The 17,598-nt window shown below is 61.7% G+C and carries 20 protein-coding genes; 15 read left to right on the top strand and 5 right to left on the bottom strand.

Annotated elements, in window-relative coordinates:
- Positions 1-99: 99 nt before the first annotated feature.
- Positions 100-549 (bottom strand): flavin reductase family protein, encoded by a 450-nt coding sequence (locus RTP54_RS09040; protein WP_112804959.1) that lies wholly within the window; start codon positions 547-549, stop codon positions 100-102.
- 336 nt (positions 550-885) lie between these two features.
- Here RTP54_RS09040 and RTP54_RS09045 point away from each other — a divergent pair, with 336 nt between their 5' ends.
- The 7 genes from RTP54_RS09045 to RTP54_RS09075 all read left to right on the top strand — a co-directional run bounded on the left by RTP54_RS09045 (position 886) and on the right by RTP54_RS09075 (position 6,865).
- Complete coding sequence (locus RTP54_RS09045; protein WP_112804957.1) at positions 886-1,974, top strand: branched-chain amino acid ABC transporter substrate-binding protein; 1,089 nt, start codon at positions 886-888, stop codon at positions 1,972-1,974.
- The gene (locus RTP54_RS09050; RefSeq protein WP_312362050.1) at positions 1,971-2,978 is read left to right on the top strand and encodes a P1 family peptidase; all 1,008 of its coding nucleotides are present in this window, start codon (positions 1,971-1,973) and stop codon (positions 2,976-2,978) included. The genes RTP54_RS09045 and RTP54_RS09050 overlap by 4 nt, the downstream gene beginning before the upstream one ends.
- 74 nt (positions 2,979-3,052) lie before the next feature.
- Entirely contained in the window at positions 3,053-3,727 is a 675-nt protein-coding gene (gene rpe, locus RTP54_RS09055; RefSeq protein ID WP_312362052.1) for a ribulose-phosphate 3-epimerase, read from the top strand.
- Positions 3,727-4,470, top strand: coding sequence for a DUF2259 domain-containing protein (locus tag RTP54_RS09060; RefSeq protein WP_312362054.1), 744 nt, complete (start codon positions 3,727-3,729; stop codon positions 4,468-4,470). The genes rpe and RTP54_RS09060 overlap by 1 nt, the downstream gene beginning before the upstream one ends.
- A complete protein-coding gene (locus RTP54_RS09065) occupies positions 4,467-5,027 on the top strand; it encodes a hypothetical protein (protein ID WP_312362056.1) in 561 nt (186 codons plus the stop codon). Before RTP54_RS09060 ends, RTP54_RS09065 begins: the two co-directional genes overlap by 4 nt.
- 63 nt (positions 5,028-5,090) lie before the next feature.
- Positions 5,091-6,392 carry an adenylosuccinate lyase gene (gene purB, locus RTP54_RS09070; protein WP_112804950.1) on the top strand — a complete coding sequence of 434 codons (1,302 nt, stop codon included), beginning with the start codon at positions 5,091-5,093 and terminating at the stop codon, positions 6,390-6,392.
- A 167-nt stretch (positions 6,393-6,559) separates the two neighbouring features.
- Positions 6,560-6,865 (top strand): PilZ domain-containing protein, encoded by a 306-nt coding sequence (locus RTP54_RS09075; protein WP_112804948.1) that lies wholly within the window; start codon positions 6,560-6,562, stop codon positions 6,863-6,865.
- 63 nt (positions 6,866-6,928) lie between these two features.
- Here RTP54_RS09075 and RTP54_RS09080 read toward each other — a convergent pair whose 3' ends face one another.
- The gene (locus tag RTP54_RS09080) at positions 6,929-7,744 is read right to left on the bottom strand and encodes a DUF2189 domain-containing protein (protein WP_112804946.1); all 816 of its coding nucleotides are present in this window, start codon (positions 7,742-7,744) and stop codon (positions 6,929-6,931) included.
- A gap of 161 nt (positions 7,745-7,905) precedes the next feature.
- On the opposite strand from RTP54_RS09080, the gene RTP54_RS09085 reads away from it, so the two are divergent.
- A complete protein-coding gene (locus RTP54_RS09085) occupies positions 7,906-8,460 on the top strand; it encodes an RBBP9/YdeN family alpha/beta hydrolase (protein WP_112804944.1) in 555 nt (184 codons plus the stop codon).
- A 91-nt stretch (positions 8,461-8,551) separates the two neighbouring features.
- Positions 8,552-11,104: an EAL domain-containing protein gene (locus RTP54_RS09090; RefSeq protein ID WP_312362063.1), complete on the top strand. Its 2,553-nt coding sequence runs from the start codon at positions 8,552-8,554 to the stop codon at positions 11,102-11,104.
- A gap of 57 nt (positions 11,105-11,161) precedes the next feature.
- Here the strand turns inward: RTP54_RS09090 and RTP54_RS09095 are convergent, their stop codons facing one another.
- Positions 11,162-11,476 (bottom strand): DUF1476 domain-containing protein, encoded by a 315-nt coding sequence (locus tag RTP54_RS09095; RefSeq protein ID WP_112804941.1) that lies wholly within the window; start codon positions 11,474-11,476, stop codon positions 11,162-11,164.
- A 292-nt stretch (positions 11,477-11,768) separates the two neighbouring features.
- On the opposite strand from RTP54_RS09095, the gene purC reads away from it, so the two are divergent.
- The 4 genes from purC to RTP54_RS09115 all read left to right on the top strand — a co-directional run bounded on the left by purC (position 11,769) and on the right by RTP54_RS09115 (position 14,141).
- A complete protein-coding gene (purC, locus tag RTP54_RS09100; RefSeq protein WP_025427151.1) occupies positions 11,769-12,533 on the top strand; it encodes a phosphoribosylaminoimidazolesuccinocarboxamide synthase in 765 nt (254 codons plus the stop codon).
- 34 nt (positions 12,534-12,567) lie between these two features.
- Entirely contained in the window at positions 12,568-12,810 is a 243-nt protein-coding gene (gene purS / locus RTP54_RS09105) for a phosphoribosylformylglycinamidine synthase subunit PurS (RefSeq protein ID WP_112804939.1), read from the top strand.
- Positions 12,811-13,006: 196 nt separating this feature from the next.
- Positions 13,007-13,678 carry a phosphoribosylformylglycinamidine synthase subunit PurQ gene (purQ, locus tag RTP54_RS09110; RefSeq protein WP_112815721.1) on the top strand — a complete coding sequence of 224 codons (672 nt, stop codon included), beginning with the start codon at positions 13,007-13,009 and terminating at the stop codon, positions 13,676-13,678.
- A 55-nt stretch (positions 13,679-13,733) separates the two neighbouring features.
- A complete protein-coding gene (locus tag RTP54_RS09115; RefSeq protein ID WP_112804937.1) occupies positions 13,734-14,141 on the top strand; it encodes a hypothetical protein in 408 nt (135 codons plus the stop codon).
- A gap of 110 nt (positions 14,142-14,251) precedes the next feature.
- Here the strand turns inward: RTP54_RS09115 and RTP54_RS09120 are convergent, their stop codons facing one another.
- Positions 14,252-14,506, bottom strand: coding sequence for a DUF1127 domain-containing protein (locus tag RTP54_RS09120; RefSeq protein WP_312362071.1), 255 nt, complete (start codon positions 14,504-14,506; stop codon positions 14,252-14,254).
- An 82-nt stretch (positions 14,507-14,588) separates the two neighbouring features.
- Between RTP54_RS09120 and RTP54_RS09125 the strand changes: the two genes are divergently transcribed.
- Entirely contained in the window at positions 14,589-16,007 is a 1,419-nt protein-coding gene (locus RTP54_RS09125) for a PLP-dependent aminotransferase family protein (RefSeq protein ID WP_112804935.1), read from the top strand.
- A gap of 155 nt (positions 16,008-16,162) precedes the next feature.
- The gene (locus tag RTP54_RS09130; protein ID WP_312362074.1) at positions 16,163-16,678 is read left to right on the top strand and encodes an acyloxyacyl hydrolase; all 516 of its coding nucleotides are present in this window, start codon (positions 16,163-16,165) and stop codon (positions 16,676-16,678) included.
- A 46-nt stretch (positions 16,679-16,724) separates the two neighbouring features.
- Here the strand turns inward: RTP54_RS09130 and RTP54_RS09135 are convergent, their stop codons facing one another.
- Positions 16,725-17,441 carry a hypothetical protein gene (locus tag RTP54_RS09135; protein WP_312362075.1) on the bottom strand — a complete coding sequence of 239 codons (717 nt, stop codon included), beginning with the start codon at positions 17,439-17,441 and terminating at the stop codon, positions 16,725-16,727.
- Positions 17,442-17,598: the final 157 nt, after the last annotated feature.

Raw genomic sequence — 17,598 nt, forward strand, 5'->3', positions numbered from 1 at the left:
GACAGTTGCTGCAATCAAGTGTATTCGTCGTTTTAAATCAGGTAATTGTCGTGATTTTATAAAGTCAACAATGAGCGAGAGTCGCCCCTGTTGAAAAAACTACAGCGAGTGATATCCGCGGTCCAGATAAATGAGCGGCGGGCGCGCGGAGCCAAGGGTGACATCGACCACTTCGCCGAACAGCACCAGATGGGTGGCTATGGTCTTGACCTCGATCAGCCTGCAATCGAATGCGGCGGTCGCGTCGGCGAGGATCGGCGAACCGGTCGTAAGCTGCGTCCATTGCCCGAGCGCAAAGCGTCGGTCCATGTCGAGCTGGTCGCGGCCGGAAAAGGCATGGGCAAGCGCGCGATGCTCGTCGCCGAGCAGGTTCAACGCAAAACTCTCTCCGCGCACGAAGATGTCGTTGCGCGGGTTCGCGCCGTTCAGGCAGACGAGAACCGTGGGAGGGCTATCGGACACCGAACACGATGCGGTGACCGTCACGCCGCGGCGCTCGCCGCCGTTGGCAGCGGTGATGAGCTGCACGTGGCCAGCCAGGCGGCTCATTGCGTCGCGATAACTGATCGGGTCCAGTCGGGTTCTCTCCAACACATCTCTCTCCGGGCGATGTCAGGCACATATAGCCGTTGGCGTGAAATATGAAACCCGCTTCCAGGAGATTCTTGCAGATCCGCGACATGGCCATGGCGTGGATCGGATGTCCGTTGTTTCCATTTACATCTTTTCCTTTGACGCCGGTGGCCACATCCTTAAAACATGCGGCCACTACAGCGCCACGGACGGTTGAGCTCTTGCCGGGGAATGCGGTAGCATTCAGTCTCGCTGCATATCTCCTCGTGAGACCATTCCGAGCCTGGGATTTATGCAGCTGCGGGGAATTGCATGCTTCGATCGATTGTTTTGGGCTTCATCGTTGCGGGAATGGCGCAAGCCGCACCTGCCTCGGCAGCCGGCGTCAAGGTTGCGGTCGTCGCGCCGGTCGAAGGACCCTTCGCGCTTCTCGGCAAGCAGATCATCGATGGCGCATCCTTCCAGGCGGGTGACCGCGGCAGTGAGGTCGTCGTCATCCCCGAGACATGCGAAGCGGCCGGGGCCGAAGCCCTGACGAAGGCGCTGCTGGCGGCTGGCGCCGAAGCGGCGATCGGCTTTCTCTGCACCGAAAGCCTTGACGCCGTGCTGCCGGCGCTTGCCGAGGCCAATGTGCCGGCGCTGACCCTCAGCGTGCGTTCCGATATCCTGATGGAAGACGTGTTGAAGAAGAACTGGCCGTTCTTCCGTCTCGCCCCGAGCGGCAAGGCCGAGCCGGCGGCAATCGTTGCCGCCATTACCAGCCGCTGGAAGGACAAGCCGATCGCGCTGATCGACGACGGTACGATCCACAGCCGTGAACTGGTGGAAAGTGTGCGCACGGCACTCGCCGAAATCGGAATGACGCCTGTTTTCACCGACACCTATCGCCCGGCTCAGGAACAGCAGATCAATCTTGTGCGGCGGCTCGTCAAGAGCGGCGCAACGCACGTCTTTACCGGTGGTGACCGGCAGGATACCGCCGTGATCGCACGCGACGCGCAGGAGGAAGGCGCCGACCTGACCCTTCTCGGTGGCGATACTCTGAACGCAGCCGACGTAACAGTGCCGCTCGCCGATGGCGTGCTGGCGCTGACCTTGCCCGACGCGGCGCAATCGCCTGAAGGCAAGCCTGTCGCCGACGCCATGCGCGCGGCGGGTTTCGAGCCTGAAGGCTATGTTCTCCCGGCGTTCAGTGCCATGGCCGTGCTGGAGCAGGCCAAGGACCAGGCCGAGAAGGACGACAAGCCGTTGACGGACGCCCTGCTCAAGGGGCCCTATCAAACGATCCTTGGCCCGATCGCGTTCAACGCCGGGCATGAACGTGGAGATACCCCCTACCGATTGATGCAATGGCAGTCCGGCCGCTTCGTGCCCGTTGCCGATACGGTAGGAACGCCTTGATGCAGCCTGGTCCGCGCAATCTGATTACCGATGTGGCTGGCCTTGCCGTCGGCAACGCCGAAGATCATCGCTTGAAATCTGGCGTCACCGCAATTGTATGTGATCCCCCTGCAACGGCCGCGGTCCAGATCCTCGGCGGTGCGCCCGGCACCCGCGAGACCGACCTGCTCGAGCCGCACAATACCGTCCAGACCGTTGACGGCATCATTCTTTCAGGCGGTTCCGCCTTCGGACTGGACGCCGCGTCCGGCGCGCAGGCGGCGCTCAGGGAAATGGGGCGTGGTTTTGCCATCGGCCCGCACCGGGTCCCGATCGTACCGACGGCGATCCTCTTCGACCTTATCAATGGCGGCGACAAGGACTGGGGACAGTTTCCGCCCTATCGCGAACTCGGCTACGAAGCGGTGCGCAACGCTGCCCCGACATTCATGACTGGTTCCGCAGGTGCCGGCACCGGTGCCTTGACCGCGACCTTCAAGGGTGGTCTCGGCTCAGCCTCCGTGGTGCTGCCGAACGGCGTGACCATCGGCGCGCTCGTCGCGGTCAATGCCTTGGGCTCCGTGACCGTCGGCAGCAGCCGCCATTTCTGGGCCGCTCCCTTCGAGCAACAGGACGAATTCGGCGGCCTCGGCCTGCCCCACCCCATGCCGGCGGACGCATCCGATATCCGCACCAAAATGGGCGCTAATCTCAAGGCCGCCGCCAACACCACGATCGCAGTCATCGCCACCGACGCGGTTCTGACCAAGGCGGAGGCAAAACGTCTGGCCGTTGCCGCGCATGACGGGTTCTCTCGTGCCATCTGGCCCGCCCACACGCCGCTCGACGGCGACCTCATCTTCGCGCTTGCGACCGGCGCCAGCGGCAAGACCCTGGAGCTTGCGGATTTTCTCGACCTGGGCGCGACCGCCGCAGCGACGATGGCACGAGCGATCGCCCGCGGCGTTTACGACGCGAAAGCGGCCGAAAACGATCCCGTGCCGTCATGGTCGGGCAGTGGCTAAAGCGGCAATAGCGCCGCGCATGTTGTTTGCGCGGCGACAGAGTGCTATTGCGCGACAAACAGCCGGAGCCTCTCATGACCCATCCCATCCGCATTGCCCCGTCGATCCTGGCGGCCGATTTCTCGAAGCTCGGACAGGAAGTCCGCGACGTCGTGGACGCCGGCGCGGATTGGATCCATCTCGATGTCATGGACGGCCATTTCGTGCCCAACATCACGTTCGGACCTGACGTGATCAAGTCGCTGCGCCGCTACACGGAAGCGACCTTCGATTGCCACCTGATGATCTCGCCCGCCGATGCCTTCCTCGAAGCGTTCGCCAAGGCCGGTTGCGACATCCTGACGGTTCATGCCGAAGCGGGTCCGCACCTGCACCGCTCGCTGCAGACCGTGCGGTCGCTCGGCAAGAAGGCCGGCGTTTCGCTCAATCCGGCAACGCCGGAAAGCGCTATCGAATATGTGCTGGATACAATCGATCTGGTACTGGTGATGACGGTCAATCCGGGCTTTGGTGGCCAGAAGTTTATCGACGCGACGGCGGAAAAGATCCGCCGGATCAAGAAGATGATCGGCGACCGGCCGATCGAGATCGAAGTCGATGGCGGCATCGCGCCGGAAACGGCGGCGATTGCGGCCGGCGCCGGCGCCAACGTGCTCGTGGCCGGTTCGGCGATCTTCAAGGGCGGTTCGGTCGATGCCTATCGCTCGGCGATCCAGGCGATCCGCACCCCCGCCGAAAAGGCACGCTGATGACGGCGCGCCCGGCTGCGCCATCGCTTTTCCTGGCGGTGGCGACACTTATTGCAACGCAGGCGTCTGCCGGAGACTACGCCGCGTTTCAGCCAATCGGCTTTTCCTCCGACGGCAATGTCTTTGCCTTCGAGGAATACGGCGTCCAAGACGGCTCGGGCTTCCCCTATTCCACCATCTACGTCATCGATACGCGCAATGACACGTTCATGCCGGGGTCGCCGGTGCGCGCGGTCGGGCGCGAGGACGGTGCCCCCCTCCACCGCACGAGGCACGAGGCGCATCGCCGCGCCGCGCCCTTGATCGATGCCTATCGGCTGGCCGACCAGCCGGGATTGCTCGCGGCCTACAACCCGATTACCGAGGCGAATGCAACGCCGCTGGCGCTGACCTACGACGCCTTTGCCGCTGACGAGGCGTTCCGCGAGACCTATGGCCTGGCGCTCGAAGAAAAAAGCTTCGATCCCGGCCCGCTGTGCAAGGACTTCCTGAAGGACGTCAAAGGTTTCCGCCTGTCGATGACGTTGAAGGCGGGAAAGGCGGCAAGCGAGGTGCTCCAGGACGACGAGCGCGTGCCGGAAAGCCGCCGTTGCCCCACCGGCTATCGCATCGGCGGTGCCGTGACGCACAGGAACGACGACGGCACCCAGACCCACATCATCATGGTGCTGGTCAAATCGCTCGGCTTCGAAGGCACCACCGACGGGCGCTGGATCGCTGTTCCGACCCGGATGGCACAATGAATGAGGCGCGCACCGGGACCGGGTCGAGATCGGCCTACCGATCCGCACTGGTCCTGACGCGCTCCCGGTTCGTGCGGGCGTTTCCCTCCGCGTCCGAGATCGTCTTCGGCACGCCCGTCTGGGGGCTGGCGATGGTCGTATCTGCCTGGTTCGCGCTCGTTCTGCGCGAGAGCGCCCTCACCTTCCATCTGGTCGAACTCTTGGTGATGTACGGGATCGGTGGCATGCTGGCCTGGCCGCTTGCCGTTTTTCTCGCACGCTTCGCAACGCTTGGGCGTCCCGGCGAAACCCGGTTTGCCGCCTATCTGTTGTGCCTGTCGCTTGGAACGATCGCCTTCACGGCGCTGCTGTTCGCACTCGATTACCGCGTCTTCTACGCGCGCTGGCATGCCCATACGGGCACGCGCACCTGGTTTTACCAGTTCGGTTTCACCTCCCTCGTGGCGTTCTATCAGTTCCTCGTGCTCGGTGTGCGGCTGTATCTTCCCTTTGGCGGAGCTGTACTTGTGGCGGCCAGTCTGTGGCTTGCACGCTCTGAAGGTCGTCAACAGCGTTGAGCTTGCCGGGCATCTTTGCTAGAGGCACAGCCATCCTCCACTGATGACGAAAGCTGAGAGCCCATGATCCCCCGTTATTCCCGACCGGAAATGGTGGCCATCTGGTCGCCGGAGACCAAGTTCCGCATCTGGTTCGAGATCGAGGCCCATGCCTGCGATGCGTTGGCCGAAATTGGCGTGATCCCGAAAGATGCCGCGAGGACGATCTGGGAAAAGGGCGGCGCCGCGACGTTCGACGTCGATCGCATCGACGAGATCGAAGCCGTCACCAAGCACGACGTCATCGCGTTCCTGACGCACCTGGCCGAATTTGTCGGTCCCGACAGCCGCTTCATCCACCAGGGCATGACGTCTTCCGACGTGCTCGACACCTGCTTCAACGTCCAGCTGGTGCGTGCAACCGACCTTCTGCTGGCCGACATGGACAAGCTGCTGGAAGCGCTGAAGCGCCGCGCTTACGAGCATAAGGATACCGTCACGATCGGCCGCTCGCACGGCATCCATGCCGAACCGACGACCTTCGGCGTCAAGCTGGCGCTCGCCTATGCCGAGTTCGATCGCTGCAAGCAGCGCCTGATCGCCGCTCGCGAGGAAATTGCCACCTGCGCCATTTCCGGCGCCGTCGGCACCTTCGCCAACATCGACCCGCGCGTCGAGGAACACGTCGCCAAGGCGCTTGGTCTGAAGCCGGAACCGGTCTCCACCCAGGTCATCCCGCGCGATCGCCATGCGATGTACTTCGCCACGCTCGGCGTCGTCGCCTCGTCGATCGAGCGGCTGGCAACCGAAATCCGCCACCTGCAGCGCACCGAAGTCCTCGAAGCCGAAGAATATTTCTCGCCGGGCCAGAAGGGCTCGTCGGCGATGCCGCACAAGCGCAACCCGGTGCTGACCGAAAACCTCACGGGTCTTGCCCGCATGGTTCGCGCCTTTGCCATTCCGGCCATGGAAAACGTGGCGCTCTGGCACGAGCGCGACATTTCGCACTCCTCGGTCGAACGCATGATCGGCCCGGATGCGACGGTGACGCTCGACTTCGCGCTTGCCCGCCTGACCAACGTGATCGACAAGCTGCTCGTCTACCCCGACAACATGACGAGGAACATGAACAAGTTCCGCGGTCTGGTGCATTCGCAGCGCGTCCTGCTCGCGCTCACGCAGGCCGGTGTATCGCGTGAAGACGCCTACCGCCTCGTTCAGCGCAACGCGATGAAGGTCTGGGAACAGGGCAAGGACTTCCTGGAAGAACTGCTTGCAGACACGGAAGTTCGCGCTGCGCTTTCCGAAGCCGACATCCGTGAAAAGTTCGATCTCGGCTACCACACCAAGCACGTCGACACGATCTTCGGACGCGTGTTCGGCTAAGCCCGCCAACGAAAAGAAGTGCCGCGCCAGCGCGGCACTCGAGACTCAAGACGCTCCGAGATGCCCGCATTTGACGCAGTTTGCGCGAATGCGGGCATTTTTGTTAGCAAGGAATTCAATCTTTACGTGAGATGATCGACCCAGATCAATCCAGGTCGAGGGTTCACATGGCCTACAAGGACAGTGTTCATCGCGCCACAGCGCGCACGCAGACTAAGATTACCGGGAATGTTTCCGTCAAAACGGGCGCAAGCAACGGCATCGTCACGGATCTTTCCGCCGAGGGCATCTGCTTTCAGCTCTACTTCGACATCAATGCACGTACCGGGCAGGAAGTGACGATCCGCAGTGAGGAACTCGGATGTCTGACCGGCATGGTGCGCTGGTATCGTGGCGACAAGATCGGCATCAAGCTCAATCTGTCGTCCAACACGGCGGCGCAGATTTCCGCCTACTACAAGTTCTTCAAGTAGTTCGGGCGATCTTTTCAGGAAAAGCCGGCCAGACCTCTCATCCGCGAGGCTGGCCGGTTTTTGCTATCGTGCCCGGCTGCGTGGGCCTGGTTCGACCATCTTGCGATACATATGCCATGTCGCATGACCAAGGATCGGCATGATCACGGCAAGGCCGACGAAGACCGGGAGTGAGCCGATCAGCAGGCCGGCCGCGACGATCAGGCCCCAGAAGGCGACGGGCACGGGATTGACCAGGGTCGCCCGGATAGAAGTCTCGACCGCAGCGACAGCGCCGACGTCGCGATCGATCAGCAGCGGGAACGAGACCACGCTGATCGACAGCACGATGGTCGCAAACACGAAGCCGACGGCGTTGCCGACCAGGATCAGGTTCCAGCCCTGCTCGGTGTTGACGATGCCGTTCCAGAAGGCTGCGAGCGATGCTGGAGGTTCGGCGCCGAAGATCCGGATATAGAGCGCCTGCGCCACCAGAAGCCAGGCGATGAAGATGACGAAGAGCAATGCCGCGACCGCGAGGATCGATGGCAAAGCCGGAGAACGATGCAAGCGCAGAGCGTGAGGCCAGGACGTATCCATACCAAGTTCGCGGCGCCGGCTAATCTCGTAGAGGCCGATGGCCGCCACCGGCCCGATGAGCGCAAAGCCTGACGCAAGCGGATAAAGCAGCGGCAGCATGTTGGCACCTGCGCTCCAGGTCATCAGGACGGCGCCGGCGATGGGATAGATCAGGCAGAGAAAAACATAGTGAGACGGCTTCTCGCGAAAGTCTTCGAAACCCAGTCGCAACGCGTCCGTAACGTCGGAAAGGCCGATCTTTCGTATTCCGGGATGGGCGACACTTGCGTCCGCTCCCGACAGAACATGGAATGTTGTCATGGCTCACACTCCTCAACCACCACAGAGCGGCCCCGGACCAGCGACAACGGCAAAACTCGAGCCGCATCGACCGCGACCTGCAGTGTCGATTATACATAAAATGCGGCCGCTGTCGCCTACGCCTTGACTTCGACGCGTTTCGACGCCACATCGCGGCCACTATGAAACTTTCCGACGCCCATATCCTGATCGTTCCCGGTTACACCAATTCCGGCCCTGAACACTGGCAGTCCCGCTGGGAGCGGAAAATGTCGACCGCGCGTCGCGTCGAGCAGGCCGAATGGGCCAAGCCCGTGCGCGAGGATTGGGTCGCGCGAATGGTCGAGGAGGTCAACGCCGCCGAAAAGCCGGTGGTGATCGTCGCGCATTCGCTTGGCGTCGCCACCGCGGTCCATGCCCTGCCCCATATCGAAAAGAAGATCGCCGGCGCCTTCCTGGTCGCACCGCCGGATGTGGCCAATGCCGGCATCCGGCCGAAACACCTGATGACCTTCGGCCCCTACCCGCGCGATCCGCTGCCGTTTCCCTCGCTGATGGTCGCAAGTCGCAACGACCCGTTCGGCTCCTACGAACACGCAGACGAGATCGCCAAGTCCTGGGGCTCGCTGCTGGTGGATGCCGGGGAATCGGGCCATCTCAACACGGAGTCCGGACACGGCCCCTGGCCCGAAGGCACGATGGTCTTCGCGCAGTTTCTCAGCCGTCTCAAACCCTGACAGCACTGCGAAATACACGGTTCCGCATTAATCCGAAGTTCATGGTCCGCGATCATGATCGTGCGGTAACACATGCTGGATCGTGGGATACGTGACCGGACCGAAAGATCCCATCAAGGGCAAGCGCCGAGCATCGGCGACACCGCAAATCTGGACTGACCCGGCACTCGACCAGCTGCCGGCAGCGGCGGTCGTCGTCGACATGCAGGGTGTCATTGTTTCGGCCAACGCTTTTCTGTGCAGCCTGCTGCAACTGTCGTCGTCTGCGCTTGTCGGTCGGACTTTCCACGATCTCGTTCACGCCGACGATCATGATCTGCTGACGGCATCGGGTATCCCGCAAACCGTCGCCCCGGCGCAGACCCTGCGTTTGCATGGCGCAACCGGCACCGTGGCCGTGGTGTGCACGTCGCGTGCCGAGACTGACCCCTCCTTGTTGCTGATGCTGCCGATCGATCATCTGATCTCGGAGATCGCGGGGCTGCGAAACGACGAGACGCGTTGGAAATATGCGCTTGAAAGTGCGCTCGAAGGCGTCTGGGATCACGATTTTTCGACCGGCGATCTCTTCTATTCCGCCACGTGGAAGCGGTTGCGCGGCCTTTCCGACGATGCGCAGGTTGACGGCTCGCTCGAGCGCTGGATCGAGAATGTGCATCCCGATGACCGCGCGCATGTGATTGCCTCGATCGAACGGCAGGATTCGGGTGCGGCCACCTACAACACATTCCAGTACCGCGAGCGCCATGCGGACGGACACTGGATCTGGATCGAGAGCCGTGGCGCTTCGGTCGCCTACGGGCCGGACGGCAAGCCGACGCGCATCATCGGGACAGACAGCGACATCACGGCGCGAAAAGAAGCCGAGGCACAGCTCGAGGAAATCTCGCGCCGCCTGCGGCTCGCCCTCGATGTGTCGAAGATCGGGGTCTTCGACCATAACCTCGAAACCGGCGAGACGCTCTGGGACGAGCGCATTCTCGGGATCTACGGGCTTGAACCGCACGCCGGCGCTCCGAGCGGTCGCAGTTGGGAGGACATGCTGCATCCGGATGACCGGCAGGCTGCCATCGCCCGGGTCAATGGCGGCGTCGCGGCCGGTGCCCCCTTCACCAACGCGTTCCGCATCGTCCTTGCTGACGGTGAAACCCGGCACATTCGCGCCAACACCGCATTTTACGTCGACCGCGACGGTACCCGCAAACTCATCGGCGCGAACTGGGATGTGACCGAGGACATTGCGCTGCAGGAAGAACTGCGCAAGGCCAAGGCTGCAACCGAGGCCCGCAATCTCGAGCTCGAAGAGGCGCGCATCCGCATCGAATACAATGCGTTGCACGACTACCTGACCGATCTCCCCAACAGGCGTTACCTCGATCAGATCCTCGCCGACGATCCGACGCTCAACGCCATCCTCCATCTCGATCTCGATCGCTTCAAGCAGATCAACGACACGCTCGGACATCAGGCGGGCGACGCCATGCTCACCCATGCGGCGGCAATTTTGCGATCGCATGCCGACGAGGACGATTTCATCGCCCGCATTGGCGGCGACGAGTTCGTCATCCTCTGCCGGCGCGGTCGGAGCCTGGATCAGCTTGAGGATCTTGCCTCCCGCATCGTTCATGCCTTCCGCCGCCCTATCCCCCACGACGGGCAGCTCTGCCGGCTGGGCGCAAGCATCGGCATTGCCTGGCGCGGCGAAAGCGAAACGGATCCGAAACAGCTGCTGATGAATGCCGACATCGCGCTCTACAGGGCCAAGAGCCTCGGCCGTGATCGTTTCGAGGTGTTTTCCGAGCAGATCCAGAACCAGATCCTCAGCGCCAAGCGCACCGGCGACGATATCCGTCAGGCGCTGGAGGAAGGACAGTTCGTCCCCTACTACCAGCCGCAGTTCGACGCCCGCTCGCTGGAGCTCACCGGTGTCGAGACCCTGGTGCGGTGGGTTCATCCCGAACGCGGCGTGCTTGCGCCGTTCCATTTCCTGAAGGTTGCCGAGGAGATCAACGTTCTCTCGGCGATCGACAGGAGCATCGTCGAGATGGCCTATGCCGATTTCGAGGCCTGGCGGCGTGCCGGCCTCATGGTTCCGAAGATCTCATTCAACATTTCGTCGCGCCGGCTGCGCGATCCGAGCCTCATCTCGGACCTTCGGGCCATGCAGATACCGTCCGGCGTCATGTCTTTCGAGCTGCTGGAATCGATCTTCCTCGACGATCTCGAAGACGAGATTGCCGAGACGATCGTCGCCCTCAACGCGCTCGGCATCGACATCGAGATCGACGATTTCGGCACGGGACATGCATCGATCATCGGCCTTCTCAACCTCAATCCCGCGCGACTGAAGATCGATCGCGCGCTGGTCGGTCCGATTACCGAAAGCGCCAAGCAGGCAAAACTGGTCCGCGCCATCATCGACATCGGCCGCTCGCTCAACATCAAGGTGGTGGCGGAGGGTGTTGAAACCTGGGCCCATGCCGGGATGTTGCGCGATCTCGGTTGCGACATTCTTCAAGGCTATGCGCTGGCAAGGCCGATGAGCCGCCGCGAACTCGAAGTGCGCCTGAAGAGCGGGTGGAAACCGTCGCCGCATCCCGACGAAACGGTGCAGACGCAGCCGAACATCCGGGCTGCAAAATAAAAAACCGCCCGGCCTTTCAGCCGAGCGGTTGTGTCACGGGTATCTGAAGATCCAGTGTTACTTGTTCTGGATCTGGTCGATCGCTTCGCCGAGCAGCTCGAGCATGCGAACGCGGATCTGCTCTTCGCTCTGCGCCACGCCGGCGGCGTCGAAGTCTGCCTTGATCTTGCGCACGACATCCTCGTGGCCGGCTTCCTCGAAATCGGCCGCTACGACTTCCTTGGCATAGGCTTCCGCATCGGACTTGCCGAGCAGGCCGGCAGCCCAGAGGCCGAGCAGCTTGTTGCGGCGTGCTTCCGACTTGAATCTCAGTTCCTCGTCCAGCGCAAACTTCGCTTCGAAGGCCTTTTCGCGATCCTGCATACCAGTCATCAATCGATCTCCTGTGAGAATTTCATGCCGTAAAGAGTTATGGCCATAAATCAAAACAGTGGTCAAAGTGCAATGCGCGTTTTCCTGTTTTGCGACTTTCGTGATACCTTAGCAAACCCGCATGAATATGCCCCCCGCCGTGGGCGAGCCCGAAAGGTGGATGCGCGCTTCGGGTAAATCAGGGGACGGGAAGACACGCCGATTGTGAAATGCGTTCTTTTCAGCTATGGACCCCGTGAGAAGACACCATTAGCGCGGCCCAAGAGCGCCAACAACCACAGAGACAATATCCATGAATCGTCGCCGCCGTATCTACGAGGGCAAGGCAAAGATCCTCTATGAGGGTCCCGAGCCGGGCACGCTGATCCAGTTTTTCAAGGACGACGCGACCGCCTTCAACAAGAAAAAGCATGACGTCATCGACGGCAAGGGCGTCCTGAACAACCGGATTTCCGAGTATATCTTCACGCATTTGAACCGTATCGGCATTCCGACGCATTTCATTCGTCGTCTCAACATGCGCGAGCAGTTGATCAAGGAAGTCGAGATCATCCCGCTCGAGATCGTTGTGCGCAATGTTGCTGCCGGATCGCTGGCCAAGCGTCTCGGCATCGAGGAAGGCACCGTCCTTCCCCGCTCGATCATCGAATTCTACTACAAGGCCGATGCGCTCGACGACCCGATGGTCTCCGAAGAGCATATCACCGCGTTCGGCTGGGCGAGCCCGCAGGAACTTGACGATGTCATGGCGCTTGCCATCCGCATCAACGACTTCCTGACCGGCCTGTTCCTCGGCGTCGGCATCCAGCTCGTCGATTTCAAGATCGAGTGCGGCCGCCTGTTCGAAGGCGACATGATGCGCATCATCCTGGCGGACGAGATTTCGCCGGACAGCTGCCGTCTGTGGGACATCGAGACCAAGGAAAAGCTCGACAAGGATCGCTTCCGCCGCGATCTCGGTGGCTTGGTCGAGGCCTACCAGGAAGTCGCGCGCCGTCTCGGCATCATGAACGAGAACGAGCCCGTGCGCGGCACCGGCCCGGTTCTGGTCAAGTAAGTTCTGGTCAAAGTTAGTTCGGGGAAAGTTTAAAGTGATCAAGGCACGTGTAACCGTGACGCTGAAGAATGGCGTTCTCGATCCGCAGGGCAAGGCAATCGAAGGCGCGCTCGGCGCGCTCGGCTTCGACGGCATCGGTCAGGTCCGCCAGGGCAAGGTGTTCGATCTGCAGATCGAGACCGGCGACCAGGCGAAGGCCGAAGCCGACCTCAAGGCGATGTGCGAAAAGCTGCTCGCCAACACGGTGATCGAAAACTACAGCATCTCCTTCGCCTGACGGCGGGAGAGCGCCGCGGATGGCCTGACAGGACATCGAAGGAATATCCCGTCCGCGGCTCGATGGTTTGAAAATTACAGGATGCGCAGTGCATCCAATATCGGCTCCAAGCGCATTGAACCGTGCTTCGGCCGCATCGGAAACCGCCTCGAATTGCATGAGCTTCAAGAGGCGCAGGCAGGGTTTGAACCGCACCATGAAGTCAGCCGTCGTCCAGCTTCCAGGCCTCAATCGCGATCGCGACATGATCGCTGCCCTCACCAAGATCTCCGGCAAGGCGCCCGTGACCGTCTGGCAGACGGAAACGGAGCTGCCCGACGTCGACCTGATCGTCATCCCCGGCGGCTTCTCCTACGGCGACTATCTGCGTTGCGGCGCGATTGCTGCCCGCATGCCGGTGATGCAGGCGATCAAGGCGAAGGCTGAACAGGGCGTCAAGGTTCTCGGCGTCTGCAACGGCTTCCAGATCCTGGTTGAGGCAGGCCTCCTGCCCGGCGCGCTGATGCGCAATGCCTCGCTGAAGTTCGTCTGCCGCGAGGTCAAGCTCGAGGTCGTCAACGCCGACACCGATTTCACCCGCGCCTACGCCAAGGGTCAGATCATCCGCAGCCCCGTGGCCCATCACGATGGCAACTACTTCGCCGACGCCGAGACCCTGAAGTCGATCGAGGGCAATGGCCAGGTCGTCTTCCGCTATGCCGAAGGCACCAATCCGAACGGCTCGATGGGCGATATAGCTGGCGTGATGAACACGTCGGGCAACGTACTCGGCATGATGCCGCATCCGGAAAACCTGATCGAAGCGGCCCATGGCGGCTCCGACGGTCGCGGTATCTTCGCTTCCGCTCTCGAAGTAATCGCCGCTTAACCCAGACGCTGATAGAAGGCATTCGACCATTCCCTCAACGCAAGCGAGACCGTCGATGCCTTCAATCTTCTCTGGACGCCTGATCGGCCCCGCTTGCACGGTTTTTGCCGTGGCATTCCTGGCTTCATGCCAATCGCCGCGCCCGCCTGCACCGACCGCAAGCTCGGCAGCGCTGCCGACGATGGAGCGCGTTGCGCTTGGCGCCAACAGCTGCTGGTTCAAGTCGGGCGACGCGGCCTTCAAGAATTACCGGCTTGCGCCCGAACTCAATTCCTTCTCCGGCCGTCCGCGTATCCTGATCGTGCCGCGCAAGTCGCCCGAGGCGCGTCCATTGGCCGTGGTTCAGGCGGAAGGCCAGCCAGCGCGACTGCAAGCGTTCGGACCGCTCATGAACGAACCGGTCGGTACGCGCATGAGTGCGGATATCCGGCGCTGGGCCGCTGGCGGCCAGGGCTGCAACTAATCAAACAGCCAATTGAAGTGAGGCGCTGTGGGTTTGACACCTGCAGCGCCTGATTTGTTTTTGGGCATTGCCTTGCGCAAGGCGAGCGGGAATCGGCGTCCCTGGACGCGCTATCGCCAGAACGGCACCGACGATTCCCGTCGCGCATCCTTTTCAGAGACGCCGATATCGCAGAGTTGCCAGTCGCTCATCTCCTCGAGCGCCAGACGGCTGCGCCTCTTTGCAGCCAGCACGCAATAGAACCGCCATAACTGGTGCAGGACACCCGTCGCGCGGCCCGAAAATTCGACGTCGAACCCGACCTTGCGCCGTGCACGGGCGGGTTTTTCGACGGCCCCTGAGCAAATTGTATCTATTGTACTCATTGTCTGCTCCAATGCATCGATTGACATCATTGCATCGGTGTTAATTGACATATTTGACGCTGTAATCTAGATAATTGTCACTATGACAAATTGGCTCCCGGACATTCAGCAGGGTCATGGTCCGCTTTACGCGCGGATTGCTGACCAGATCGAACAGGCAATTGGCGACGGCGCCCTGCCCGTCGGCGCAAAATTGCCGCCGCAACGCAATCTCGCCTATGACATTGGTGTCACCATTGGCACCATTGGACGCGCCTACAATATGGTGCGCGAACGTGGCCTCGTCAGCGGCGAAGTCGGGCGCGGAACCTATGTGCTCGACCACCAGGAGAGCCGCCCGCCGGAACAGGCCGACCCATTGACCACGTCGCTTGCCGGGACCCGGCCGCTGATCGCGCCGGCTGGCAAGCTGCGCTTCGACAGCACGGCGGCACCGGATATTGGCCAGGGCTTCGTCCTGAGCGAATTGCTGAGCGAAATCAGCCGCGATCACCACGCCGACATCGCGAGCTACGCCCGCAACTTCCCGGACCACTGGTTCGAGGCCGGTTGCCAGTGGCTGGCGCGCGGAGGCTTTCGTCCCTCTCCCGAGACGATCGTGCCGACATTGGGTGCGCACGCCGCCGTCATCGCCGTGATCGCGGCCGTCACGTCGCCGGGCGATCGTATCGCTTTCGAGACCTTGACCTATTCCCAGGTCAGCCGCAGCGCCGGGTTGATCGGGCGGCGCACCACTCTGATGGAGTCGGACGAATTCGGGCTCATCCCGGAGGACTTCGAGCGGGTCTGCGCGCAGCAGCATCCCAAGCTCGCCTTCCTGATGCCGAGTGCGCAGAACCCGACCGTTGCCGTCATGCCGCTTGCGCGACGTCAGGCGATTGCCGACATCGCCCGCAAATATGGCGTCTGGCTGGTCGAGGACGATCTTTACGGCGCCATGACCAGCGACCCCCTGCCGCCCCTGGCGGAGCTTGCACCCGAGCGCACCTTTCTGGTTGGCGGTCTGTCGAAGTCGGTCGCCGCAGGCGTGCGCGGTGGCTGGGTCGCCTGCCCGCCGCATTTCAGCCAGCGCATCCGCATCGCCCATAAGATGGTCAGCGGCGGCTTGCCGTTCATCCTGGCGGAACTGTGCGCGCGGCTGGTCCTTTCGGGTTCGGCCAGCATTTTGAGAGCCAAGGGCATCGAGGAGATAAGGGCGCGCGAAGCGATCGCGCGTGAAGTGTTCGATGGCATCGACTTCAGCTCCCACCCCTGCGTGCCCTTCCTCTGGATGAAGCTGCCGGAGCCGTGGCTGTCTGGAACCTTCAAGCAGGCAGCGCTACAGGAAGGCGTGCTTGTCGACGACGAGGACGAGTTCAAGGCGGGCCGCGCGGACCGTGTGTTTCACCGCATCCGCATCGGCTTTTCGTCCCCCTCCGATCGGGCCGAAGTGCGTCGTGGCTTCCAGACGCTGAGGCGCCTGCTCGACAGTGGGCGGGCGGGATACGATAGTTTCGAGTGATCGCTGGATCCGCGGGTGACTTTCGCGCAAGGCTGAGCATCATATGTTTCAGCAGTTTTGCGTAGATCGATTCGCTTCAAGGAACCGGTATGCCATCATTGCTTTTTCTTCGGCCCCTGCGCCGCCTGGCGGCAGTGCCGCTTGTTGTTGCTGGTATGCTTCAGGCCGTCCCCGCCGCTGCCGCAGGCGGCGTCTTCGACGAGATGCGCTTCGGCACGACGGCCTCGATCAGCAACGGCGACAAGCGCGAGCATGGCGTCTTTCCCTCTGTCACCGTCTTTCTGGATCCGCTCGGCGCCGACAGTGCCAAGGATCTTGGCGAGAAATTGTTGCGGCCGCGCATCCATGCGGGGGCTGCCATCGCCACATCGTCGCATGGCGCCAACGAGGTCTTTGGCGGATTGAGCTGGACCTTCGACGTGACGAAGCAGTTTTTCGTCGAGTTCGGCGCCGGCGGAACGGTCCATGACGGTGACCTCCACGCTGACGACACATCCGGACCGAAGCTCGGTTGCCGTCTGCTGTTCCGCGAATATGCCGCGGCCGGCTTCCGGTTCGACGAGCATTGGAACCTGTCGGCAACGGTCGAGCATGCCTCGCATGCCGAACTTTGCGATGGTCCCAACGATGGCCTGACACGCGCCGGCCTCGCCCTCGGCTACAAATTCTAGACTTGGGTGCTCACGCGGCGCTTAGACCATTGATGCTTGACATGCGCTAGAAACCGAAGGCTTCCCTCCATTTGTCGCCCCAGGCGTTGAGTTCATCTATGGCGGCAAACATCGCTGACGCCGTGCTCTTCAGCCTGCTGCCGTCAAAACTGTTCGGCTTTGTCGGATCCTTGGCGACCTCAAGGAACTCCTTCAGCGTGGCGGTATCTTCGTCCCGGGCTGCGTTATGACGTGCGGACAGAGCGCCATAGGTGCTCTTGCCGCTCTTGTCGTCAATACTGGTTATGTTTGATGAACCGTTCGAGTAGCGGAAACCCATGACGATTTCATCATCGGTGAACTTGTCGCGGTTTCCCTTGATCATCTTCATAATGGCATTCGTGATCGCGTTTTCGTCAGCCAGCCGAGGGTTTTTCGCTTTCTCCGCCTTCACCAGGGCCGCAAAGCCACCGCCATCCTGGCTGATGAGCGACTTTAGCGTGTCCTTTACGCCTGTGTCGCTGGACTTGAAGCCGTCCGAATCGAGGAATTTCAGCGCAGCCGCGACGATGTCGTCATTGGCCTGCTTCACGTCCAGGAGGCTGCTGGTGATCTGGGACGCGGCTTGTGTCTTCACCGGGCTATCGCCGCCTGCGACCCTGTTGATGATGGCGGCAATTTCATCGGTCGCGCTCTTCTGAGGGCCGTTTTCGTGGATTGCAGGAGGCCGAACTTGCTGCAGAATCAACAGAGCTGCGTTGTTCGTGGAGGCGATGGATGTCACGGTCGTTCCTCATGCTTCCACCGCCGCTTCATTGTCGGGGAAGTCCGCGGGTTCGAGCTTCATGTTCGAAACGGTGAGCAGGTAGATTTCGTTTATGCAACCTTAGGGTGCGCAACTTAACATCGCGTAAAAGTGTGCCGCGGCAGCAACCGTGGCG

This window comes from Ensifer sp., from assembly GCF_031989085.1.
Lineage (GTDB): Bacteria > Pseudomonadota > Alphaproteobacteria > Rhizobiales > Rhizobiaceae > Ensifer.